Here is a 21,537-nt window from a genome sequence, read left to right on the forward strand (position 1 = left end):
GTTGGGTCAGCGCACGCTGGCACGCTCGACAAGATGCACGGCGACACGCCGTTCGGGTCGCTCGTCCCCGGCGGCAAGCGCGGTTTCGACGAGCAATTGACCGGCGCGGGCGAAATCGGGTTCGACCGTGGTCAGCGGCGGAGCGCTGAATTCACCCGAACCCAGTCCGTCGAATCCAATGACGCCGACGTCGCCGGGAACGGAGAGGTCGCGTGCGGCGAGTTCCTCGAGCGCCCCTAGCGCCATGGCGTCGCAGGCGAAGAAAAGTCCGTCGAACGGGGCGCCTGATTCGACCAGCTGGCCGATTGCATTGCGCCCCTGCGATACGCGATCGGCGCCGCCGCTGACGACGGCTTCTCCTGGAATGAGCCCGGCCGCTTCCATCGCTTCGCGATAGCCTTCGTAGCGTTCGCGGAACTGGCGCTGCGAAGATGCCGGGTCGCCGACGAAGACGATCTCCTTCGCTCCGCCCCGGACAAGCCGATCGACCGCCAGCCGGCCACCTGCGCGATTGTCCGATCGCACCCAGACGCTGTCGTCGAAGGGCGAACCCCAGAAGGCCATCCCGCCCGTGGTCTTGGCGCAGGCGGTGAAATAATCCCATGCGGCGCGATTGGTCGCTGTCCCGATCACCACCACTCCGTCGGCTTGACGCCGCGCGACATAATGGCCGAAGAATTCGTCGGGCTTTGCCTGAAAGGACACCAGCGCTTCATAGCCTCGCTCGGCCGCGGCGGCGCAGGTGCTGCCCAACAGGCTGTAGTAGAATGGATTGACCGCTGCCGGGCCTTCTCCCTCGCGACCGATCACCACGATGGCAATGGTCCCCGTTTCGCCGCGACGCAGGCCGGCCGCGCGCGCATTGACCTGATAGCCGAGTTCCTCGGCCGCGCGCTCGACCCGGCGGCGGGTCGCTTCGGTGATGGTTTCGGATCCCGACAGGGCCCGGCTGACAGTCGATTGGCTGACCCCCGCCCGCTCGGCGACATCGATCGATGTCACTGCCCGCGGCCTGGTCTTGTCACTGCTGGACATGCGCGAAAGGCTCTCCCCTTTGTTGCTGCCCTAACGCAGCGCCGTGGCGAAAGCGAGAGCCAAGCCAGCGCTGCCAACAACAGCCGCGCCCTTGATTTAGGTTTCGCCCTGCAACCGAGACTGGCGTCGGACGCCACTCTGCGTTAGGTTCTGCGGACTTGGGAGAGTGAAATGACAGATACGGCCACCGATTTCGACGTCATGATCGTGGGTGCGGGGATTTCCGGCATCGGCATGGCGGCGCACATGAAAGAGAAGGCGCCAGGCCACAGTTTTGCGATCGTCGAGCGGCGCGACAATCTGGGCGGCACCTGGGATCTGTTCCGCTATCCCGGCATCCGCTCCGACAGTGACATGCATACGTTGGGCTTCGATTTCGAGCCATGGAAGCACGAGAAATCGATAGCCGACGGACCGTCGATTCTCGAATATCTCGACCGGATCGTCGATGACCGGGACATTCGTCGGCACATCCGCTTCGGTCACAAGGTCATTTCGGCGGACTGGCGCGAGAGCGATGCGCGCTGGCATGTCACGCTCGAAACCGGCGAAGGCGAACGCAAGCACCTGACCGCCAACTGGCTGTACCTCGGTTCGGGCTATTACGACTATGACGAGCCCTATGATCCCGGCTTCGATTTCGGTGAGTTCGCCGGGCAGGTCGTCCATCCGCAATTCTGGCCGCAGGACCTCGATTACAGCGGGAAGAACGTGGTGGTGATCGGCTCGGGTGCCACTGCCGTCACGATCGTCCCCTCGATGAGCGACAAGGCTGCCAAAGTCACCATGCTGCAGCGCACGCCGACCTGGATGTTCAGTCGCCCCGCCAAGGATGCGCTGGCCAATTTCCTGCGCAAGATCCTGCCCGAAAAAACGGCCTACAAGATCACCCGCTGGAAGAACATCACGCTGCAGGATTTCGGCTTCAAGCGCGCGCGCAACAAGCCCAAGAAAATGGCCGAAGCGCTGCACAAGCGGATTCGCAAATCGCTGGGTGAAGATTGGGACATGACCGCTTTCACCCCGCCGTACAATCCGTGGGATCAGCGGCTGTGCCTGGTGCCCGACGATGATCTGTTCGAAGCGATGAAATCGGGCAAGGCGGAAATCGTCACTGGCCATATCAAGGCCTTCGAGAAGGGCGGCGTGCGCCTGACCGACGACAGCTTACTGCCCGCCGATATCGTGGTCACCGCAACCGGGCTCAAGCTGGCGGTCGCGGGCAAGATCGCCCTGTCGCGCGACGGCGTGCCGATCGATCTGGCGCAGCATTATTATTACAAGGGCTGCATGTTCTCCAACGTGCCCAACCTCGCGGTGGTGTTCGGCTATCTCAACGCCAGCTGGACGCTGCGCGCGGACATCAATTCGGACTATATCTGCCGCGTATTGACAGAATGCAGGCGCCGCGGCGTCGACGTGGTGGAACCGGTGCTGACACCGCAGGCGGAAGCCGCGATCGAGGAAGACGACATTTTCGATTTCTCGTCGGGCTACATCCAGCGCAGCAAATCGATCATGCCCAAGAATGCAGTCGCCTATCCGTGGAGGCTCAACCAGGAATATGTCGCCGATCGCAAGCGCATGCAGGACGATCCGATCGACGACGGCCTGCTCGCCTTCCGGCAGCACGGGGCGAACGCGCGCTCTGCGGACGAGCAGCTCGAAGCTGCGGAGTAGCATTCGCCGCGCGACCGCGTTAGGCCAGACACCATGACCGAACGCATCTACACCGCGGGACTCGTCGTGATCGGCGACGAGATCCTGTCGGGCCGCACGCATGACAAGAACATCGCGCAGATCGCCAGCTGGCTGCAGGTTCAGGGTATCCGCCTGTCCGAAGTGCGCGTCGTGCCGGATGTCATCGAACGGATCGTCGAGGCGGTGAATGCGCTGCGCGAGGGATACGACTATCTCTTCACCACCGGCGGTATCGGACCGACGCATGACGACATCACCGTCGATGCGGTTGCCACGGCACTGGGTGTGGAGGTGGTCATCCACCCCGACGCGCGCGCGATCCTGGAAAAATACTACGCCGACAAGCCGGGCGGGCTCAACGAAGCGCGGTTGCGGATGGCGCGCGTGCCGGAAGGCGCGGAACTGATCCCCAACCGCATGTCGGGTGCCCCCGGGATCAAGCTGGGCAACATCCATCTGATGGCGGGTGTCCCGCACATCACTGCAGGCATGCTCGACGCGTTGACCGGAACGCTCGAGGGCGGGCTCCCTCTGTTGGCGGAAACCATCGGCTGCTGGACCCCGGAAAGCGAAGTGGCGGACATATTGCGGCAGGTCGAAACCGCGCACGAGAATTGCCAGATCGGCAGCTATCCCTTTTTCCGCGAAGGACGTGTCGGCGCCAATTTCGTGGTGCGTTCGACCAGCCGGGATGAACTGCGCAGCTGTGTCGACAGTCTATGCGACGGGCTGGCAACCGCTGGCTTCGATTTCACCCCGGGCGGCATCTGAATAGTCTGCAAGTGTAGTCGCACTATTAACCTCTACGTGATAGGGGGCGGAGCGATGACTGCAGTCTATCTTACCATCGATACTGAATATTCGTCCGGGCTGGCCGCAAGGCTCGGCGTGCACGCGCGTGAAGAGGTCTTTGCGCGGTCGATCGACGGCCACACGCGCGAAGGTGCGGTCGGGATCGGGTTCCAGATGGACGTGATGGCGGATCATGGCATCAAGGGCGTGTTCTTCGTCGACCCGATGCCCGCGCTGATCTGGGGCACGGGCGCGATTGCCGATGTTGTCGAGCCAATCGTTGCGCGTGGCCACGACGTGCAACTGCACCTGCATCCCGAATGGCTCGAATTGGCTGGAGACGCCAGTCCGCTGGGCCGCCGCACGGGGCGCAATCTGCACGAATTTTCGGAAGACGAGCAGTTGGAACTGCTCGACTGGGCGCGAGCGACACTCATGGATGCGGGCGCCCCCGCCCCGATCGCGTTTCGCGCTGGCAATTATGGCGCAGACGATGCGACGTTGCGCGCGCTTCGCCGCCTCGGCATCCGATACGACAGCAGCCACGTGCCGGGCATTGCCCAATCCGACTGTCGCATTTCGTTATCGAACAAGGACCGTACCGTGGTGCGGCATGAGGGCACCATCGAGGTGCCGGTCGGATCGATCGGCAGCTTCAGGGGCCAGCGTCATGCCCAGGTAACCGCCCTGTCGCACGGCGAGATGGCAGCCGCGCTGCAGTTCTGCATTCGCGAAGAACGCGCAATGCTGAATATCGTGAGCCACAGTTTCGAACTGATGTGCCGCCAGCGCAGGCGCACCAACCGGATCGTGCGCGACCGCTACGTTTCCTTCTGCCGGACCGTGGCCGAAACCCGCGGCGCACGATCGGAGACCTTCGCCAGCCGCGCGCCGCAGATCGGCGATGCGACCGGCGCCGCGGCCATGCCCTGCAATGTCCTGCGCAGTGGTGCGCGCGTGGCCGAACAATTGCTCGCCAATCGTCTTTACGGAGCTTCGTGAAAGCTAGCTCGATGGCATCGGCGGCTCATCCTATCGCGTTCACGATCGGATCGCGACGCCTGTTCGCGATCGAGCGCCAGTTGGTCACCGTATCTTTTTCGCTCGAGGATATTCTTCTTGAACGGCCGCCCGCGGTCCCGACGCTCGGCAGCGCCGACGGGCTTCGCGTCCTGTCCGCTCCGCCCGCAGCCGAACAGCGCCTGCATGCGGCCATGCCCGGCTTTGTCGTGGGGGCACGGCAGGATTACGCGCGCAGCTACATCGCGATGACGGGAAGCTACGAGGATTATCTCGCACAGTTTTCGGGCAAGACCCGTTCCACCCTGCGGCGCAAGCGCCGCAAGTTGGAAGATGCCGGTGGCGGAGCGCTGGATGTGCGATGTTATCGTACTCCCGTAGAACTAGACGAATTCCTGGCCCTCGCCCTGCCCCTGTCGCGCAAGACCTACCAATCACGGCTGCTTGACGCGGGTCTACCCGAAGGGGAGGCGGCGCAGCGCGCCATGCGCGAGCTTGCGGATAGGGACGACATGCGGGCTTTCCTGCTGTTTCTGGCGGGCGAACCGATTGCCTATCTTTATCTGCCCGTATCCGGGAGGACACTTATCTACGCCTATCTGGGTTACGACGCCGAGCATGCGCACTTGTCCCCCGGGACGGTGTTGCAGATGGCTGCGCTGGAAAACCTGTTTGCCGAGAAGCGCTTCGCCTTTTTCGATTTCACCGAAGGCGAAGGCGCGCACAAGGCGCTGTTCGGCACGGGCAGCATTCCTTGCGCAAGCTATATCATGCTGCGCCCGAGCGGATCGAACCGCGCATTGTTGAGGTCGCTTGAGATGTTCGACCGCGGTGTCGCAGCGACGCGGGACCTGACATCGCGCTTCGGGCTCGATGCTGCGATCAGACGCCGACTGCGCTAGAGGTCGACGTCCTTCTGCGGACGTTCGGACAGTTCTTCACGCAATTCACGCGCGCCGCGTTCGGCCTTGCGGTCGACCGAATTGCGCGTCTTGCGATTGCGCGCCCAGGCGTAGACGATCACTGCGAGCAGGACGATCGGGCCGAGTACCGTGGCGAAAGGAAGGATCGCTTCCATCGAAATTCTCCTGTGGTCTTTCGCTTTCAACGGTCGGCAGCGCCGATCTTTCCGGCGGACAAAGCAAAGGGGCCGGAAGGTCTGCACCTTCCGGCCCCCTGATTGACAATCCCCGGAGGGAAAAGCGTCAGGCGCCCTCGACTTCGCCGAGATCGACCTTGAGACCCGGGCCCATCGACGAGGTCAGCGTGACCTTGCGGACGTACTTGCCCTTGGCACCCGACGGCTTCGCCTTGACGATGGCGTCGGTAAGCGCCTTGAAATTGGTCTTCAGGTCTTCGTCCTTGAACGACAGCTTGCCAATGCCGCTGTGGATGATGCCCTGCTTTTCGACGCGGAATTCGACCTGACCGCCCTTGGCGTCCTTCACGGCCTGTTCCACGTTCGGGGTGACGGTGCCCAGCTTCGGGTTCGGCATCAGGCCCTTGGGGCCGAGCACTTTGCCGAGGCGGCCGACGACGCCCATCATGTCGGGCGTTGCGATCACGCGGTCGTAGTCGAGATTGCCGTTCTGCATGTCTTCCATGAGGTCTTCGGCACCGACCTTGTCCGCACCCGCGGCCAGGGCCTTCTCGGCATTGTCGCCCTTGGCGAACACGGCGACCTTGACGTCCTTACCGGTGCCCGAGGGCAGCGACACCATGCCGCGGACCATCTGGTCAGCGTGGCGCGGGTCGACGCCGAGGTTCATCGCGACTTCGACAGTCTCGTCGAACTTCGCCTTGTGTTCGCGCAGCGTGGCGAGTGCTTCGTCCACGGTGTAGAGCTTCTCGCTGTCGAGCTTGGCGACGAGCTGCTGCTTCTTGGTCTGCTTAGCCATTATCTTAGCCCTCCACCACGTCGAGGCCCATCGAACGCGCGCTGCCTTCGATGATCTTGGTGGCCTGTTCGATGTCGTTCGCGTTCAGGTCCTTCATCTTCTGTTCGGCGATCTCGGTCAGCGCCGAACGCTTGATGGACCCGGCCGAAACCTTGCCCGGCTCCTTCGAGCCCGACTTGAGCTTGGCGGCCTTCTTGATCAGGAAGCTGGCCGGCGGGCTCTTGGTGGTGAAGCTGAACGAACGGTCGGCATAGACCGTGATCGTGGTCGGAATCGGCATGCCCTTTTCGAGGCCGTCGGTGGCCGCGTTGAACGCCTTGCAGAATTCCATGATGTTGACGCCGCGCTGACCCAGCGCAGGGCCGATGGGCGGCGAGGGATTGGCAGTGCCCGCGGGCACCTGCAGCTTGATATAGCCGTCGATCTTCTTGGCCATAATTGGCCTCCTTTCTCACTGTCGCCGAAGCTGTTTCCAACAGCGGCTCATGGTAAGCGGTCAAGCGGTCTGCCGGGGCAGACCTCCCGCACGGGTTCCCGAGAATGGTCTGGGATGACGCGCACATAGCGATATCGCCCGTGATTGCAAGCGATTCGCCGCTTACGCCGCACGTCCGTCGCGTAGCATGTTACCTTCATCGAAGGCCCCTCGCCCGCCACAATTGTGTTCTATACGCCCCAAGCATGAGGAGAGGACTGAACAGCATTACCCTTGCCGCGCTGCTTGGCATGACCACCATAGCGAATGCACAGCAGCCGAAAGCAGCGGAACCCAGCGATGCGCGCTTGCCCGGCCTTCCCCCCGCCGAATTCGACGAAACGCTGTCGATCGGCGGGGAGGAAATCGGCACCGAAAAGCTGCGAAGCCGAATGACCGTCGACGTAATGGTCAACGGCACCGGTCCTCACAGATTCGTTGTCGACAGCGGCGCCGATACCTCCGTCGTTGGGGAACGGCTGGCCGGCAAGCTCGCGATGCCCGAAGGCACGCCTGCAATGCTCCACGGCGTGACCGAGAGCAAGATGGTCGACCGGGTCCATGTCGACGAGATCGTTCTTGGCCCAACTGCAACGACCGATCTCGAACTGCCGGTGCTGGACGAGCGCGATCTGGGCGGAGATGGCATGATCGGTCTCGACGCGCTGGTCGAACAGCGACTGTTGCTCGACTTCGAAAACCGGCACATCAGCGTCGATGACGGTTTTACCCCGGCGCCCGTGATGGACGGTGTAATCGTGGTCAAGGGCAGGCTGCAGCGTGGACAGTTGATCCTGACCGAGGTGCGCGCCGATCGGCAGAGGGTCGAGGCCGTCGTCGACACCGGTTCCGAAATCACCATCGGCAATCGCGCATTGCGCGACAAGCTCGCGCTGCGCCGGGCAGGCAACTTCAGCAAGATCAAGGTCTTTGGCGTTACCGGCAAGGAAATGGAAATCGACTTCATGCTGGTAAAGGAGATGAAGCTCGGACCAATCCTGCTGCGCAACGTCCCGATCGCCTTTGCCGACATCCCTCCGTTCGAAGTGTTTGGCATCAAGGACAAGCCATCACTGCTGCTGGGGACCGATCTGATGGAAAATTTCCGTCGGGTCTCGCTCGATTTCAAGGACCGCAAGGTCCGGTTCCAGCTCAAAAAGTGCGACAATACGTCGCTGGTGCTGCGCACAACCACTGTTGCATCGAGACTTCGCGCCGAGCGGTCGACCGCCTGCAGCTGACAGGCTCTATTGCCATTACAATAGCGCGCCCATAAGGGCCCACCGCATGGAACGGGCCCGCGCGACCAAGGCGATCTGGCTGCTGCTGGCGGCAACGCTCTTCCTGCGTGCGCTGGTGCCCGCGGGATGGATGCCCGACACCGACCGCACCGATGTGATCGTCGCCAAAATGTGCAATTCCCCCGCCACGGTGACCATCACGCTCGACCGGGAAACTTCGCCGCACGAACCCGCGGCACATGAGAGCGGCCTCTGCCTGTTCGCCGGTTTCGCCGGCGATGCGCCGCTTCCCGAAACGTCTGCCACCGCCGACCGTGCGGCACCAGCCGCCCAACAACCCATCGGCATGCTTGCCGCGCTGCTGCTCGAACGCACCGCATTTCTCCTGCCACCCGGCCGCGCGCCGCCTGTCGCCGCCTGACCGGCGTTTCCCGTCGCCATGGGGAACGCCGCGACCACGGCATTTCTCATTTTACGACAGGAAAATTCAATGAAACACGTAATCGTGCGCGCCGTACTGGCGTCGTTGCCTCTGCTTGCCGCTTATCCTGCCCATGCACAGGAAACCGAAGACGCTTCGGACGACGCGATCGTCGTTACCCCCGTCACGCTGCATCCCGCTGCGGGGCTGATGAACGAGCACACCCATGACGGTGGCGAGTTCATGATCGGCCTGCGGTACACGCGCAGTGAATATTCGGGTGCCAACCAGTCGGGCACGGACAAGCTGACCGATGCGCAGGTGCTGGCCGCAGGCTACGCGGTGAAGGCATCGAAGATGAGCATGGACATGGTCATGCTCGACATCATGTATGCGCCCAATGACAAGCTCACGCTGATGGTCATGCCGCACTGGATGCGTCACGACATGACGATGGTCGGCATCGATCCCGCCAATACGGGGATGGGCCACGGTGACATGGATCACATGGGCGGCGACACCGGCATGGGCGGAATGGATCACAACCACCATTCGATGGCGTTCGGCCAGAGGATGAGCCATTCGACGCAAGGCTTCGGCGACACGCTGGTTTCGGCCAGCTACCGGCTCGCCAACACGCCCGCGTTCAAGGCGCATGCCACGCTCGGCGTCTGGGCCCCGACAGGCAAGGTCGATCGCAAGAATGCCAACGGCACCTTCGTCCATTACATGATGCAGTCGGGCAGCGGCACCTGGGATATCGAGCCCTCGGTCACTGTAGCCGGCCAGTCCGGGCTGATCGGCTGGGGCGCGCAGGCGAGCTATCGCTGGCGCACCGATGACGAAAACGAGAGCGGCTTCGCTTTCGGCGACAAGGCGCAGGCGACGGGGTGGCTCAGCTATCTGGTGGACAGCGGGTTCAGCCTGACCAGCCGGATCACCTGGGAATACGAGGGCCAGATCCTCGGCCATTACAACGGGCCGCACAACCATGCCACGCCGTCGGATATCCAGGCGAATTACGGCGGGGACAAGGTGCTGGCCGGCTTCGGCGCGAATGTCGCCTTGCCGGTGGGTGGGTCCGACCGCCCGCAGGTCGGTGTCGAGTTCGGCGTGCCGGTCTATCAGGACCTGAACGGCATCCAGCTGCCCGAGGACTGGCGTCTTTCGGTCTCGCTCGGACATACCTTCTGAATCGAAAAGGCCCCGCCCGGATCGTCCGGGCGGGGCCTTTCATCAAGCCACAGCGTGGCTGCGGCTTACTTGACCAGTTCGACCTGCTCGAAGTCGAGTTCGACCGGGGTCGCACGACCGAAGATCGAGACCGAGACCTTGACCTTCTGCTTGTCGAAATCGAGTTCCTCGACCAGCCCGTTGAAGCTGGCGAAGGGACCGTCGAGCACCTTGACCTGATCGCCGATTTCGTAATCGACGCTGATTTCCTTCTTGGGCGCGGAGCGCGCTTCTTCCACGCCGCCGAAGTAACGCGCCGCTTCCTTTTCGGAAATCGGCTGCGGCTTGTTGTTGGTGCCGAGGAAGCCGGTCACCTTGGGCGTGTTCTTGACGAGGTGATAGACATCATCGGTCATGTTCAGCTTGGCGAGCACGTAGCCCGGCATGAACTTGCGTTCGACCTGGACCTTCTTGCCGCGCTTGACCTCGGTGACGGTCTCGGTCGGAACCTCGACCTCCTCGACGCCCTCGGACAGGCCCAGGCGCTCGGCCTCGGCGATGATCGCATCGCGGACCTTGTTCTCGAAGCCCGAATAGGCGTGGATGATGTACCAGCGTGCCATGTGTACTCGTTACCCTGTCGAAATGCGGCTCGGGACCTGACCGATCAGGCCAGCGTCAGCAGCCAGCGCACCACGGCGCTGAACAGCGAATCGATGCCGAGGAAGAAAAGCGAGAGGATCACCGTGAGGATGAACACGAAGATCGCGGTGCGCACCGTTTCTTCGCGCGTCGGCCATACGACCTTGCGCCCTTCGGTCTGCACCTGCCGGAGGAATTCCGCCGGGCTGGTCTTCTTCTGCTCTGCCATGTCCACGTCTCTCGCGTAAAATTCGTGCCGCCTTCCGCCACGTCCCTTTCAGGTAGGGTCTTTCGCCGCCCCGGTTCAAGTCCGGGAGGGGCTTTTATCTGATCCCAATGTCGGAAGACGGCGCTGCGTCTACTCCCGCATGGGACAAAAGGCAAGCGGGGGAAGCGGGGGAAGCGGGGGAAGCGGGGGAAGCGGGGGAAGCGGGGGAAGCGGCAAGCATTCACCCTTTGCAAGACCGTTCCGCGACACTAGCGTGCCTGCTTTCAGTTTCCGGGACGCATGAGGGGAATACTCGCAATGGCAACAGGCCAGGCACAAAGTCTGGGTGATCGGCTGGTCCAGCCGGTCACCAATGTTTCCGATTTCATCTGGGCAGGCCTGTGGAACGGCGAAGCCGTCATCCCCTTCCCGCCGCTGGCGATCATCCTGTTGGGGGTCGGGCTGTGGTTCATGGCCGGGCTGCGCTTTTACCCGATTACCAAACTCGGCGCTGCGGCCAAGGGCCTGTTCGCCGGTCGCAAGAGCGAAGGCGCCGGCGAGATCAGCCCCTTCGCTGCGCTTTCGACCGCACTTTCGGGTCAGGTCGGCACGGGCAATCTCGCCGGTGTGGCCACGGCCATTGCGCTGGGCGGCCCCGGGGCGATCTTCTGGATGTGGATCACCGCGCTGTTTGGCATGGCGCTGGCCTTCGCCGAAGGCTCGCTCGCCATCCGCTATCGCGAAACCACCAGCGACGGGGTGAAACGCGGCGGGCCCATGACTTACATCATGATGGGCCTTGGCCCAAAATGGACCTGGCTGGCGGTCCTGTTCTGCCTGGGCACGCTGTTCAGCGCGCTGGTCACCGGCAATTCGATTCAGGCCAATGCGGTTGCCGACGGCCTCAACGAGCTGTTCGGGATCGAAGAATGGCTCGGCGGGTTGATCGTTGCGATCCTCGTCTTCATCGTCATCATCGGCGGCATCAAGTCGATCGGCCGCGTCGCGGAAAGCGTCGTGCCCTTTATGGCCGCCGCCTATCTGGTCATGGCCGTAATCGCGCTGGCGCTCAATTTCGGCGACCTGGGCGAAACCTTCGCGTTGATCTTCAACGGCGCTTTCAACCCGCAGAGCGCGGTCGGCGGCTTCACCGGCGCCGCTATCATCATGGCGATTCGCGCGGGTGTGGCACGCGGTCTGTTCTCCAACGAGGCGGGCCAGGGTTCGACGCCGATCGCCCATGCGGTCGCGCAGACCGACGATCCCGAACAGCAAGGCCGGATGGCCATGCTGGGCACCTTCATCGACACGATCGTGATCTGCACCATGACCGCGCTGGTGATCCTGACCGTACGCGGCGATTTCACTGCCGGCGGCGAAGCGGTTGCACATGCCTGGCAATCGGACCGGGTCGGGTTCGAGATGACCAGCGGCGCGTTCGCAGCGGCCTTTCCGTTCGAGGTCGGCTCGATCCCCATCGGCACGCTGGTCGCCAGCATCGCATTGCTGCTGTTCGTTTTCACCACGCTGCTGACGTGGAGCTATTACGGCGAACGCGCGATCACCTTCTTGTACGACCGGATGAAGGGATCCACCCGCGAAGGTGAAAAGAAGCTGCACATGGTCTGGCGCGTGCTGTGGTGCGTGGTGATCTTCATCGGCGCCGCGCAGCCGAGCGAACTGGTATGGCGTCTGGGCGATATTTCGAACGCCACCATGGTGCTGCCCAACCTGCTCGCGCTCGCGCTGCTTAGCGGGGTCGTGTTCAAGCTGGCTCGCGGCGACCGCACGGCGGGCAAGGAATTCCATGAGGCGACGCCCGAGGAACCCGAAGAGTACTGAGGCACCCTCTATCGCAAGACAAAGGGGCCGGAGAGCATAACGCTCCCCGGCCCCTTTTCTCTGGCTGTTGAAGGCTGGATCAGTAGCGGCCGAAGAGGCGCGCGAAAAAGCCCGGTTTCTCCATCGGCAGGATCTTGCCATGCATACGGTAGCGCAGCGAACTGTCGGTATAGGGTTTGGGCTGCGCCCACCGATCGGGATGGCTGCTGCGGAAAGACATGCTCGACATGGGTAACCTCCATGAATGTCAGTGCTGCAGGGTAAACCGTCAGCCCCGCCGCGCGGTTCCCGTCGATGCACGGGTCCAGATCAATGCCAGTAGCGCCAAGGCGGCGATTGGCATCAGGTTGACGCCGATCGGAAAGGCCGCTGCACGCGTGGCATAGGGCGCGAAATAAAGCAGCACGAGCGCCAGCTTCTCATAGGGGCGGAAGCCGCGTTCGAGGCCCTGCAGCACCAGCCACAGCGTCGGATAGTTGAGGAAGGGCAGGTCGTAGTTGAACAGATAGGGCGAGGCGAGCGCGGTCGCAGCGAGCACGGCAGCCGCGACCGCGCTCGTATCGCCCGAGAACCGGCGCCAGCCCGTCAGTGCCACCGCCAGCGCCAACGCTGCCGAAAGCCCGGCGCCAGCCAGCGCGATCCCGTCGCCCATCAGCAGCCTCAATTGCGCAAACGCCGTGCTCATGCGCAGCATGAATGCGGGATCGAGACGCTCGACCAGTTGGCGGCTGGCCGCCCAGCTGTCGGTATAGGCGAGCATGGTCGCGGTGCCGAACGTCAGCCATGCTGCTGCAAGCAGGCCCGCAGCGGTCAGCCCCGCAGCAGCGAACGCGCGCCATCGGCCACCTGCGGCCAGCCAGAATGGCGTCAGCACGGCCAGATGCGGTTTGATCACCAGCGCGCCGATCGCCACACCCGCGATGCGCGGACGACGCGAAAGTTCATGCGCTGCAAGCACCAGCAAGGCGCCCGTCAGCAGCCCGGTCTGGGCATGTCCCGCCGCGATCAGCGCGCCGGGATAGGCCAGCACCAGTGGCCACAGGCGGGGAAAGGCCCGGATGCCGGCCCAGCACCACAGGCCCCATGTCAGCGCCACCCATGCGGCCCAGGCGATCGGCAGGGGCAGGACGCCCAGCGGCGCGACCACGAACAGGAATGGCGGCGGATTGACGAAGGCGAACCAGCCCGAACTGCCGGTCGCACTTTGCACGCGCTGCTGCGCTGCAAGATCATAGGCTGCGGCAGGATCGCCCGCGGCGGTCAGTTGGCCCGCGCCCCAGAAGGCGAGAAAGTCGGTCGTGCCGGGCGGCATTGCGCGCCAGAACGACACGCCCACGAGAACGAGGCTGGCCAGCGCCAGCAGCAGCGCATAGCCGCGCACCCGCTCATGCGTGAGCCAGTCAGCCCGGCGCAGCCAGTCCATCGCCCCTAATTCCCCTTCGCGTGAATCATGCGACGAAGGGATTAGCGCGCGCCGGTCACGCTAACCAGCGCGAGCGGGGGTCAATCCCCGCCCGCGCCGCTCGATCAATCCACCGGGGCCGCGATCCAGCGGTCGATCTTCGCTTCGAGAACCGGCATCGGCAGCGCGCCGGTGTCGAGCACCTGGGCGTGGAACTCGCGGATGTCGAAATCGCTCCCCAGCTTCTCCTCGGCACGCTGGCGCAGTTCCTGGATTTTCAGCGCGCCGACCTTGTAGGCGAGCGCCTGGCTGGGAATGGCGATATAGCGTTCGACCTCGGCCACCACTTCGGTGCGCGTCATGCCCGAATTTTCGAGCATGAAATCGATCGCCCGTTCACGGCTCCAGCCCTTGGCGTGGAGGCCCGTATCGACCACCAGCCGCATGGCGCGCAGTTGTTCGTCCTGCAGCGTCCCGTAGCGGTTCCATGGGTCTTCGAAGAACCCCATCTCGTAGCCCAGCGTCTCCGAATAGAGCGCCCAGCCCTCGACATAAGCGGTGTTGCCGCCAAAGCGCATGAAGGCGGGCAGTGCCTCGTTCTCGCGCGCGAGGCTGATCTGGAAGTGATGCCCCGGCGCGCCTTCGTGCAGGTAGAGCGTGACATTGCCGGTGGTGAGGCGGCTGGGCAGGTCGTAGGCGTTGAAATAGAACGTGCCCGGACGCGAACCGTCGGGTGCACCCGACTGGTAGGATCCGCCTGCCGAGAACTGCTCGACCGAAGGATCGTAGGGCTTGATCTCGAGCGGGGTCTTGGGAACCAGCGAGAAATACTCGCCGATCTTTCCGTCGACCTCCTCGCCGATATCGTAATAGCTCTGCGTCAGCGCTTCGCGACTCTCGGGCTTGAACTGTTCGTCAGTGCGGACATAGTCGAAGAATTCGTTGAGCGAGCCGGTGAAGCCGACCTCTTGCTTGATTTCCTCGAGCCCGTTCTTGATCCGCGCGACTTCGCTCAATCCCAACTCGTGCAGATAGTCGGCGGTCAGCGGCAGGGTCGTCGTCGCTTCGATCATCTGCGCATAGAGCTTGTCGCCGCCCTTCATCTGGCTCAACCCCACGCTGTCGCGTGCTGCGGCGAGATATTCGTCACGCAGGAAATCGCGCATCGCCGCATCGGCCGCGTAGATCTCTTTGGTCTTGGCGGTGTAGGCCTCGGTCAGGCGGGCCTTGTCGTCCTCGGAAAAATCATCCGGGAAGTTCTTCACCGGCTTCATGTACTGCGAATCCTCGACCGGGATCGCCAGCAGCGTGTCCAATTGCTGGATCACGATACCAATCGTCAGCTTGGTCTCGACTACGCCGCTTTCCATCCCTTCGCGGAACTTGTCGATCGCGCGGCCGGAAATCTCGATATAATCGTCATGGCGCGACAGATTGTCCTCGTAATTGGCCAGCGTCTTGAACTGCGCCGCGGAATCGCCGCTGGCGAAATTCGGATAGAAAGTGTGGAAGCCCGTAAAGTGGTTGGCCGGTCGCACTTCGGTCAGCGCGCGAATTTCGTCGCTCATCCCGCGCAGTGCGGATTCCTGATTATACTTGAAAACGTCGTAGGCGAGCTGGTCGGTTTCGGTCAGCTTGCTGCGGTCGATCTGCGCGAGCTTGGCGAGGTTGAGCTGGGTGTCGAGACGGCTGGCATAGAAGGAGGAATCGGTAAGGAAATCGCCCAGCCGGTCGGCATTGGTGTCGTCGCCGCGGAACAGCCGGCCCAGCGGATTGAGTTCGAGGCTGCGCGCGTCCGAATCCTCGAACAAGGCGAACAGCTTGTCATGCTCGCTCTGTTCGGCTGCCGCCTCGGTCTCGGCATGATGATCACGAGCCAGCGCCGGATTGGCCGCAAGAACGAGCGACAGTGCAGCGCCCGAAGCGAGCGCGGTGCGGACGAGTTTCATGGTTATTCCCCTGTAATCTGTATTACGGGGGTACAACACAATCGCGACGCCATAGGCAAGCGCGTGCTGCTACGAATGCGGCACAGCGCTCGACCGGCGGCTATTCGATGACGCGACCGCGCACCATGACCCAGTCAACGCTCTCGAGCGTGCTCGTGTCTTCGAGCGGATTTCCGGCGACCGCGATGATGTCTGCCGAATAGCCTGCGGCAAGCCGGCCGATCTCGTTCTCGAGCCCGAGCACGCGCGCGGCATTGGTCGTGGCGGAGGCGAACGCATCGCTATGGCTCATGCCCTGCTCGACCATCAGCGCGAATTCGCCTGCATTGCGACCATGTCCGAAGACGCCTGCATCGGTGCCGAAGGCGATCGGAACACCCCAACGCAAGGCCCGCCCCATGAACACGCGCGCCGTATCCGCCACTTCGCGGATCTTGGCTTCGACGACGGGGGTGTAGATGCCCTGCCCCAGCCGCTCGGTCACGCCCTTGAAGGCCATCAGCGTGGGCACCAGTACCGTGCCGTTGTCCTTCATCGCACGCGCGGCCGCTTCATCGAGATAGGTGCCATGCTCGATCGAATCGATCCCTGCCCGCGCCGCGGCCTCGATACCGCGCGCGCCATGCGCATGCGCCATGACCTTCAGCCCCAGCGAATGCGCCGTATCGGCGATGCTTTTCATTTCGGCATCGGTAAAATGCGCCTCGAGCCCGCGGCCTTGCTGGCTCAGCACACCACCTGTCGCGGTGATCTTGATGATGTCGGCACCGTTCTGGCTGGCGAGACGGACCTTTTCCGCGCATTCGACCGCGCCGGTGCAGGTGAAACCGCTGTCGAGCAGCTCGTTGATTTCGGGGCGGAAGCCGTTGACGTCGCCATGACCGCCGACGATTGCCAGCGCGGGTCCGGCCGCCACGATGCGCGGGCCGTCGATGAACCCTTCAGCCGTGCCGCGGCGCAGAGAGAACGCGCTGGCCGGACCGCTGCCCGCCTCGCGCACGGTAGTGAACCCGGCGAGCACGGTTGCGCGCGCATTCTTCGCACCGACGACCACGTCCCATTCGTCGGGTTCGACCGTCGCCTTCCAGAAGTCGCCACCCGGATCGCCCGTCAGATGGACGTGCAGATCGATCATGCCGGGAGCGAGCGTCCTGTCCTTGAGATCGACCAGCACCGCGCCTTCGGGCGCCGGAGCATGTCCATCGGCCACGCCGACGATCAGGCCATCGGTGACCGTGATGGTCGAGGCACCGCGCGGCTGGCTTTGCGCATCGACCACCACCGCGCCAGCATGGATCACGGTGGTATCGGCCCATGCGGGCGTCGCGATCAGCGCTCCGGCAAGTGCGAGCAGTGCGGCAGGTTTCATTCTCTATCCCCTTGGTTTCCCGAGGGGATGCCCGCAAGGCCCGCGCGGTTCAACCCGGTTTAGAAGGTATAGCCGATACCGATTGCGCCCATCCACTGGTCCGCATCGCCGCGGATTGCGGTGAAGGGCGTGTCCTTGCTGTCGCCCAGCTGGCGCGAATAGCCGCCGAGTGCGATCAGCGAGACCCCGCCATTGGCGAGGTTGCCATCGAGATCGACCCCGACCAGCAAATTGGCGCCAACGCTGTCCCATCCGCCATCGGCTTGGAATGCAGGCAAGGCGCCACCGGCGGGCACCGAGTAGTAATAGTCGGCGTAGTCGTCATCGACATAGGTCCCGCTCACCGACAGCGAGATCGCGGCGCCGCGGCTCACCGGCGTAAAATAGGTGACCCCGGGATTGACCGTCATCCCGTCATGCGCACCTGCCACGTCCCACAGCGTGTCTATGTTGAAGCTGACGCTGTCGTAAGGGTTGAGCACGCCGGGGAAGCTGACCCCGATCGAAGGACCGACTTCGAACGCGGTGTCGAGTTCGCCATAGGACAACACGACCTCGTCCTCGACCTGCGAAGCGCGGTTGCGGTTGAGCTTGGCAGCGACCCCGGCCGAAATGCGGGCTCCCTCGCTGTCGTCGTCGACGAAATCGAGCGCCGCACCGCCGGGACGCGGCGAAATGCGAACGCCGCCGACCTTGCCCTGGATGATCGGGATTGCGGAGACGACATAATCGTCCGAACCGTCATAGCTGGGCGAATAGATCGCGCCGACGCCGACCGACACCCAGGTATCGTCGAACACCGTGTCTTCCGCGCCTTCGGGCAGCGCTTCGACATTCTGGGCCATGGCGGGGGCGGCGCAGGCGAGCGCCAGCGTACCGGTTGCGGCGGCGAACAGTGACTTCATGGAATTTCCCTCAGTGAATCCTTGGTCGTGCAACTCTCACCAGAGCGTCACGTTCCCGTAACGCGCGTCAAAGCGATTGCCGCTGACGCGCCGGAGCCGTAAGCCTGCCACCAATGACCGGGCGCATGATCGATATGGCGATAGTCGGCGGCGGGCTCGCAGGCGGGCTGGCTGCACTGGCGGTTCACCGCGCGCATCCCGAGCTGCGACTGGCGCTGTTCGAAGCCGGCGAAACGCTGGGAGGCAACCACCGCTGGAGCTGGTTCGCCAGCGATCTCGACACTGCGGGCGAAGACCTGCTCGAACAATTCCGTAAGGTCGAATGGAACGACGGCTACGAAGTGGCTTTCCCTGCCCATTCGCGGCGGCTCGGCTCGTCCTACCGCTCGCTCGCCAGCCATGATTTCGATGCCGCACTGCGCCGTGCCCTGCCCGCAAACACGATCCGCGCCCGATCGCGCGTCTCCGAACTCTTGGCGGACGGCATTACTCTTGAAAGCGGCGAACACATCCCCGCTCGCGTGGTGGTCGATTGCCGGGATTTTCTGCCTACGCCGCATTTGCGCGGGGGGTGGCAGATTTTCATGGGCCGGTTGCTGCGCACACCCGAAGCGCATGCGGTGCCCCGTCCGATCGTGATGGATGCGGATGTCAGGCAACACGACGCCTACCGCTTCGTCTACACCCTGCCACTGGGCGCGCACGACCTGTTCGTCGAAGACACCTATTACGCCGACCGTCCCCTGCTCGATCGCAATGCGCTGTCGGGGCGGATCGACCGTTATTGCGAGCGGATGGGATGGCAGGGCGAGATCGTGGGCGGCGAGGCCGGTATCCTGCCCGTGATCACCGGGGGCGATTTCGCTGCCTATCGCCGCAGTCTCGGACCGCCGGGTGTGGTCCGCATCGGTGCGCGCGGCGGCTTCACGCATCCGCTGACCAGCTATACGCTGCCTTTCGCGGTCGCCAATGCGCTTGCGCTCGCACGCGAGGCACGGCTTCCCGGCGAGCAATCGGCAGCGATTTTCGAACGGCGGGCGCGACGCCACTGGGCGGCCATGCGTTTCTATCGCCGGCTGGGCCGCATGTTGTTCGATGCCGCAGCGCCTGCGGAACGCTATCGCGTGTTCGAGCGCTTCTATCGTCTGCGCGAACCGCTCGTCGAACGGTTCTACGCGGGAAATCCCACGTTGGGCGACAAGCTCCGCATCCTCTCGGGCCGTCCGCCCGTACCTGTTCCAGCCGCTATCCGGGCCTTGCTTGGCAAGGGCAGCCCGCTGGTCCATGAAAGGTCGTAATGAACGCCGATACTTCCACTTTCGCCGCTACGGATGAAACCAACGGGCCGGTAGAACCGATGCCGACTGGGCGCAGTGCATGCGTGATCGGTTCGGGCTTCGGTGGTCTGGCGCTCGCCATCCGCCTTCAGTCCGCCGGCATCCAGACCACGGTGGTCGAAGCGCGCGACAAGCCCGGTGGCCGCGCCTACTACTGGGAGCGCGAAGGTTTCACCTTCGATGCCGGACCGACCGTGATAACGGACCCAGACTGCCTGAAGGAGTTGTGGGCACTGTCGGGACACGACATCGCCGAAGACGTCGAGCTCATGCCGGTCATGCCGTTCTACCGGCTCGCCTGGCCCGACGGGACGCAGTTCGACTATTCGAACGACGAAGAGGAGCTGTTCCGCGAGATCGCCCAGCTCAATCCGGCCGACGTTGCAGGCTACCAGCGGTTCCTCGAATACTCCGAAGCCGTTTACGAGGAAGGCTACGTCAAGCTTGGCCATGTGCCGTTCCTCGATTTCAAATCGATGCTCAAGGCGGCGCCGGCGCTCGCCAAGCAGCAGGCCTGGCGCAGCGTCTATTCGATGGTCTCGAGCTATGTCGAGAACGAGAAACTGCGTGAGGCGCTGAGCTTCCACACGCTGCTGGTCGGCGGTAATCCGATGAAGACCAGCAGCATCTACGCGCTGATCCACAAGCTGGAAGTGGATGGCGGCGTATGGTGGGCGCGTGGCGGAACCAACCGGCTGATCGCGGGCATGGTGCGCCATTTCGAACGGCTTGGCGGCACGATGCGGCTGCACGACCCGGTGGTTCATGTGCACACGCTGGGCAAGCAGGCGACCGAGGTCGAAACGCATTCGGGCTGGCGCGAACGGTTCGATGCCGTCGCCAGCAATGCCGACATCATGCACAGCTACAAGGACCTGCTGTCCGGCTCCAAGCGCGGCGCGGATTATTCCCGCAGCCTGTCGCGCAAGAGCTTCAGCCCCTCCCTGTTCGTGGTGCATTTCGGCATCGAGGGCAGCTGGCCGGGCATCCCGCACCACATGATCCTGTTCGGCCCGCGCTACAAAGGCCTGCTCGACGACATCTACGATCATGGCGTGCTGCCACAGGACTTTTCGATTTACCTGCACCATCCGACCGTCACCGACCCGTCGATGGCGCCCGAAGGCATGAGCACCTTCTACGCGCTGGTCCCCGTCGCCCACATGGGCAAGCTGGCGGTCGACTGGGAGGAAATGGGCCCGCTGCTCGAGAAGCGCATTCTCGACGAGCTCGAGCGACGCCTGATCCCCGATATCCATTCGCGCATCGTCACCAAGTTCCATTACGCCCCGCGCGATTTCGCGATGGATCTGAACGCGCATATGGGCAGCGCTTTCAGCCTCGAACCGGTCCTGACACAGAGCGCGTGGTTCCGCGGCCACAACCGCGACGACGTGATCGACAATTTCTATCTCGTCGGGGCCGGCACCCACCCGGGGGCGGGCATCCCCGGGGTGGTCGGCAGTGCCAAGGCCACCGCCGGCTTGATGATCGAGGATCTGGCGGTATGAGCCGCAAGATGAATCGTCTCGCAATCTACTGCGGCTCGGCCTCGCCCGATGACCCGCGCTATATCCAGCTCGCCTACGATGTCGGCAAGGGCCTCGCAGCACGCGGCATCGGCGTCGTGTACGGCGGCGGGCGGCTCGGCCTGATGGGCGCGACCGCGCGCGGCGCGCTCGAAGCGGGCGGCGAAGTGATCGGCGTCATTCCCGATGCGCTCGCCAATTCCGAAGTCGCCAATCACGATTGCACCGAGCTCTACACCGTCGGCGGCATGCACGAACGCAAGCAGCGCTTCACCGACCTTTCCGACGGCTTCGTCACCATCCCCGGCGGAGTCGGCACGATGGACGAATTGTGGGAAGCGATGAGCTGGGCGCAGCTCGGCTATCACGACAACCCGGTCGGCCTGCTCAACGCCTTCGGCTTCTACGACGAGCTGATCGCGTTCAACCGCAAGATGGCCGAGGTCGGCTTCGTGCGCCCCGTGCATCAGGGCATTCTGGTGCACGATACCACGCTCGACGGGCTGCTCGACAAGATGGCGTCATACGAACCGCATACGCCCATCTTCCAGATGAAGGCCGACGACCTCTGAGCAAGCCGCGCACTCTCGTCCAGTCG

At 63.6% G+C, this 21,537-nt stretch carries 22 protein-coding genes; 11 read left to right on the plus strand and 11 right to left on the minus strand.

Annotated features, from left to right (window positions below; genetic code table 11):
• Window positions 1-6: 6 nt before the first annotated feature.
• On the minus strand, window positions 7-1,035 hold the full coding sequence (locus FHS69_RS07065; RefSeq protein WP_166777138.1) for a LacI family DNA-binding transcriptional regulator: 1,029 nt from the start codon (window positions 1,033-1,035) through the stop codon (window positions 7-9).
• A gap of 171 nt (window positions 1,036-1,206) precedes the next feature.
• Between FHS69_RS07065 and FHS69_RS07070 the strand changes: the two genes are divergently transcribed.
• The 4 genes from FHS69_RS07070 to FHS69_RS07085 are packed head-to-tail and all read left to right on the plus strand — an operon-like array spanning window position 1,207 to window position 5,450.
• Window positions 1,207-2,715, plus strand: a complete 1,509-nt coding sequence (locus tag FHS69_RS07070; RefSeq protein ID WP_166777139.1) for a flavin-containing monooxygenase — start codon at window positions 1,207-1,209, stop codon at window positions 2,713-2,715.
• 33 nt (window positions 2,716-2,748) lie between these two features.
• A complete protein-coding gene (locus FHS69_RS07075) occupies window positions 2,749-3,507 on the plus strand; it encodes a competence/damage-inducible protein A (RefSeq protein WP_166777140.1) in 759 nt (252 codons plus the stop codon).
• A gap of 54 nt (window positions 3,508-3,561) precedes the next feature.
• Window positions 3,562-4,530 carry a polysaccharide deacetylase family protein gene (locus tag FHS69_RS07080; RefSeq protein WP_166777141.1) on the plus strand — a complete coding sequence of 323 codons (969 nt, stop codon included), beginning with the start codon at window positions 3,562-3,564 and terminating at the stop codon, window positions 4,528-4,530.
• An 11-nt stretch (window positions 4,531-4,541) separates the two neighbouring features.
• Window positions 4,542-5,450 (plus strand): GNAT family N-acetyltransferase, encoded by a 909-nt coding sequence (locus tag FHS69_RS07085; protein ID WP_166777142.1) that lies wholly within the window; start codon window positions 4,542-4,544, stop codon window positions 5,448-5,450.
• Here FHS69_RS07085 and FHS69_RS07090 read toward each other — a convergent pair.
• The 3 genes from FHS69_RS07090 to rplK form a co-directional block, all read right to left on the minus strand.
• Entirely contained in the window at window positions 5,447-5,626 is a 180-nt protein-coding gene (locus tag FHS69_RS07090; RefSeq protein WP_067462405.1) for a hypothetical protein, read from the minus strand. The genes FHS69_RS07085 and FHS69_RS07090 overlap by 4 nt on opposite strands.
• Before the next feature lie 127 nt (window positions 5,627-5,753).
• Entirely contained in the window at window positions 5,754-6,446 is a 693-nt protein-coding gene (gene rplA / locus FHS69_RS07095) for a 50S ribosomal protein L1 (RefSeq protein WP_166777143.1), read from the minus strand.
• Between the two features lie 4 nt (window positions 6,447-6,450).
• Window positions 6,451-6,882 (minus strand): 50S ribosomal protein L11, encoded by a 432-nt coding sequence (gene rplK, locus FHS69_RS07100; RefSeq protein WP_067462399.1) that lies wholly within the window; start codon window positions 6,880-6,882, stop codon window positions 6,451-6,453.
• A 245-nt stretch (window positions 6,883-7,127) separates the two neighbouring features.
• On the opposite strand from rplK, the gene FHS69_RS07105 reads away from it, so the two are divergent.
• The 3 genes from FHS69_RS07105 (at window position 7,128) to FHS69_RS07115 (ending at window position 9,777) form a co-directional block, all read left to right on the plus strand.
• Window positions 7,128-8,162: a retroviral-like aspartic protease family protein gene (locus tag FHS69_RS07105; protein ID WP_166777144.1), complete on the plus strand. Its 1,035-nt coding sequence runs from the start codon at window positions 7,128-7,130 to the stop codon at window positions 8,160-8,162.
• Between the two features lie 46 nt (window positions 8,163-8,208).
• Complete coding sequence (locus FHS69_RS07110; protein WP_166777145.1) at window positions 8,209-8,583, plus strand: hypothetical protein; 375 nt, start codon at window positions 8,209-8,211, stop codon at window positions 8,581-8,583.
• Window positions 8,584-8,652: 69 nt separating this feature from the next.
• Window positions 8,653-9,777, plus strand: a complete 1,125-nt coding sequence (locus tag FHS69_RS07115) for a transporter (RefSeq protein ID WP_166777146.1) — start codon at window positions 8,653-8,655, stop codon at window positions 9,775-9,777.
• Window positions 9,778-9,842: 65 nt separating this feature from the next.
• Here FHS69_RS07115 and nusG read toward each other — a convergent pair whose 3' ends face one another.
• Complete coding sequence (nusG, locus tag FHS69_RS07120) at window positions 9,843-10,379, minus strand: transcription termination/antitermination protein NusG (protein WP_067462384.1); 537 nt, start codon at window positions 10,377-10,379, stop codon at window positions 9,843-9,845.
• Window positions 10,380-10,423: 44 nt separating this feature from the next.
• On the minus strand, window positions 10,424-10,627 hold the full coding sequence (secE, locus tag FHS69_RS07125; RefSeq protein ID WP_067462379.1) for a preprotein translocase subunit SecE: 204 nt from the start codon (window positions 10,625-10,627) through the stop codon (window positions 10,424-10,426).
• 297 nt (window positions 10,628-10,924) lie between these two features.
• Here secE and FHS69_RS07130 point away from each other — a divergent pair, with 297 nt between their 5' ends.
• The gene (locus FHS69_RS07130; RefSeq protein WP_166777147.1) at window positions 10,925-12,448 is read left to right on the plus strand and encodes an alanine/glycine:cation symporter family protein; all 1,524 of its coding nucleotides are present in this window, start codon (window positions 10,925-10,927) and stop codon (window positions 12,446-12,448) included.
• 79 nt (window positions 12,449-12,527) lie between these two features.
• Here FHS69_RS07130 and FHS69_RS07135 read toward each other — a convergent pair whose 3' ends face one another.
• The 5 genes from FHS69_RS07135 to FHS69_RS07155 form a co-directional block, all read right to left on the minus strand.
• Window positions 12,528-12,677: a hypothetical protein gene (locus FHS69_RS07135; RefSeq protein ID WP_166777148.1), complete on the minus strand. Its 150-nt coding sequence runs from the start codon at window positions 12,675-12,677 to the stop codon at window positions 12,528-12,530.
• A gap of 39 nt (window positions 12,678-12,716) precedes the next feature.
• Window positions 12,717-13,871, minus strand: a complete 1,155-nt coding sequence (locus tag FHS69_RS07140) for a glycosyltransferase family 87 protein (protein WP_166777149.1) — start codon at window positions 13,869-13,871, stop codon at window positions 12,717-12,719.
• A gap of 104 nt (window positions 13,872-13,975) precedes the next feature.
• Window positions 13,976-15,799 (minus strand): DUF885 domain-containing protein, encoded by a 1,824-nt coding sequence (locus FHS69_RS07145; protein WP_166777150.1) that lies wholly within the window; start codon window positions 15,797-15,799, stop codon window positions 13,976-13,978.
• 100 nt (window positions 15,800-15,899) lie between these two features.
• Window positions 15,900-17,168 carry a metal-dependent hydrolase family protein gene (locus FHS69_RS07150; RefSeq protein WP_166777151.1) on the minus strand — a complete coding sequence of 423 codons (1,269 nt, stop codon included), beginning with the start codon at window positions 17,166-17,168 and terminating at the stop codon, window positions 15,900-15,902.
• Window positions 17,169-17,227: 59 nt separating this feature from the next.
• Window positions 17,228-18,073, minus strand: coding sequence for a MipA/OmpV family protein (locus tag FHS69_RS07155; protein ID WP_166777152.1), 846 nt, complete (start codon window positions 18,071-18,073; stop codon window positions 17,228-17,230).
• A 113-nt stretch (window positions 18,074-18,186) separates the two neighbouring features.
• On the opposite strand from FHS69_RS07155, the gene crtY reads away from it, so the two are divergent.
• The 3 genes from crtY to FHS69_RS07170 are packed head-to-tail and all read left to right on the plus strand — an operon-like array spanning window position 18,187 to window position 21,511.
• On the plus strand, window positions 18,187-19,371 hold the full coding sequence (gene crtY, locus FHS69_RS07160) for a lycopene beta-cyclase CrtY (protein ID WP_166777153.1): 1,185 nt from the start codon (window positions 18,187-18,189) through the stop codon (window positions 19,369-19,371).
• A 59-nt stretch (window positions 19,372-19,430) separates the two neighbouring features.
• Window positions 19,431-20,921 carry a phytoene desaturase gene (locus FHS69_RS07165; protein WP_166777623.1) on the plus strand — a complete coding sequence of 497 codons (1,491 nt, stop codon included), beginning with the start codon at window positions 19,431-19,433 and terminating at the stop codon, window positions 20,919-20,921.
• Between the two features lie 8 nt (window positions 20,922-20,929).
• Entirely contained in the window at window positions 20,930-21,511 is a 582-nt protein-coding gene (locus tag FHS69_RS07170; RefSeq protein WP_166777154.1) for an LOG family protein, read from the plus strand.
• Window positions 21,512-21,537 lie beyond the last annotated feature (26 nt).

Origin of the sequence: Qipengyuania flava (assembly GCF_011762005.1) — a bacterium.
Classification (GTDB): Bacteria; Pseudomonadota; Alphaproteobacteria; order Sphingomonadales; family Sphingomonadaceae; genus Qipengyuania; species Qipengyuania flava.

Bases quoted from the DNA above. Each gene is read 5' to 3' on its own strand.
- FHS69_RS07085 (WP_166777142.1), top strand. From the start codon at position 4,542: ATGGCATCGGCGGCTCATCCTATCGCGTTCACGATCGGATCGCGACGC.
- FHS69_RS07150 (WP_166777151.1), bottom strand. From the start codon at position 17,168: ATGAAACCTGCCGCACTGCTCGCACTTGCCGGAGCGCTGATCGCGACG.
- FHS69_RS07135 (WP_166777148.1), bottom strand. From the start codon at position 12,677: ATGTCGAGCATGTCTTTCCGCAGCAGCCATCCCGATCGGTGGGCGCAG.
- FHS69_RS07130 (WP_166777147.1), top strand. From the start codon at position 10,925: ATGGCAACAGGCCAGGCACAAAGTCTGGGTGATCGGCTGGTCCAGCCG.
- FHS69_RS07090 (WP_067462405.1), bottom strand. From the start codon at position 5,626: ATGGAAGCGATCCTTCCTTTCGCCACGGTACTCGGCCCGATCGTCCTG.
- FHS69_RS07155 (WP_166777152.1), bottom strand. From the start codon at position 18,073: ATGAAGTCACTGTTCGCCGCCGCAACCGGTACGCTGGCGCTCGCCTGC.
- FHS69_RS07140 (WP_166777149.1), bottom strand. From the start codon at position 13,871: ATGGACTGGCTGCGCCGGGCTGACTGGCTCACGCATGAGCGGGTGCGC.
- FHS69_RS07170 (WP_166777154.1), top strand. From the start codon at position 20,930: ATGAATCGTCTCGCAATCTACTGCGGCTCGGCCTCGCCCGATGACCCG.
- secE (WP_067462379.1), bottom strand. From the start codon at position 10,627: ATGGCAGAGCAGAAGAAGACCAGCCCGGCGGAATTCCTCCGGCAGGTG.
- FHS69_RS07105 (WP_166777144.1), top strand. From the start codon at position 7,128: ATGAGGAGAGGACTGAACAGCATTACCCTTGCCGCGCTGCTTGGCATG.
- FHS69_RS07165 (WP_166777623.1), top strand. From the start codon at position 19,431: ATGCCGACTGGGCGCAGTGCATGCGTGATCGGTTCGGGCTTCGGTGGT.
- crtY (WP_166777153.1), top strand. From the start codon at position 18,187: ATGACCGGGCGCATGATCGATATGGCGATAGTCGGCGGCGGGCTCGCA.
- FHS69_RS07115 (WP_166777146.1), top strand. From the start codon at position 8,653: ATGAAACACGTAATCGTGCGCGCCGTACTGGCGTCGTTGCCTCTGCTT.
- FHS69_RS07110 (WP_166777145.1), top strand. From the start codon at position 8,209: ATGGAACGGGCCCGCGCGACCAAGGCGATCTGGCTGCTGCTGGCGGCA.
- FHS69_RS07145 (WP_166777150.1), bottom strand. From the start codon at position 15,799: ATGAAACTCGTCCGCACCGCGCTCGCTTCGGGCGCTGCACTGTCGCTC.
- FHS69_RS07075 (WP_166777140.1), top strand. From the start codon at position 2,749: ATGACCGAACGCATCTACACCGCGGGACTCGTCGTGATCGGCGACGAG.
- FHS69_RS07065 (WP_166777138.1), bottom strand. From the start codon at position 1,035: ATGTCCAGCAGTGACAAGACCAGGCCGCGGGCAGTGACATCGATCGAT.
- nusG (WP_067462384.1), bottom strand. From the start codon at position 10,379: ATGGCACGCTGGTACATCATCCACGCCTATTCGGGCTTCGAGAACAAG.
- FHS69_RS07080 (WP_166777141.1), top strand. From the start codon at position 3,562: ATGACTGCAGTCTATCTTACCATCGATACTGAATATTCGTCCGGGCTG.
- rplA (WP_166777143.1), bottom strand. From the start codon at position 6,446: ATGGCTAAGCAGACCAAGAAGCAGCAGCTCGTCGCCAAGCTCGACAGC.
- rplK (WP_067462399.1), bottom strand. From the start codon at position 6,882: ATGGCCAAGAAGATCGACGGCTATATCAAGCTGCAGGTGCCCGCGGGC.
- FHS69_RS07070 (WP_166777139.1), top strand. From the start codon at position 1,207: ATGACAGATACGGCCACCGATTTCGACGTCATGATCGTGGGTGCGGGG.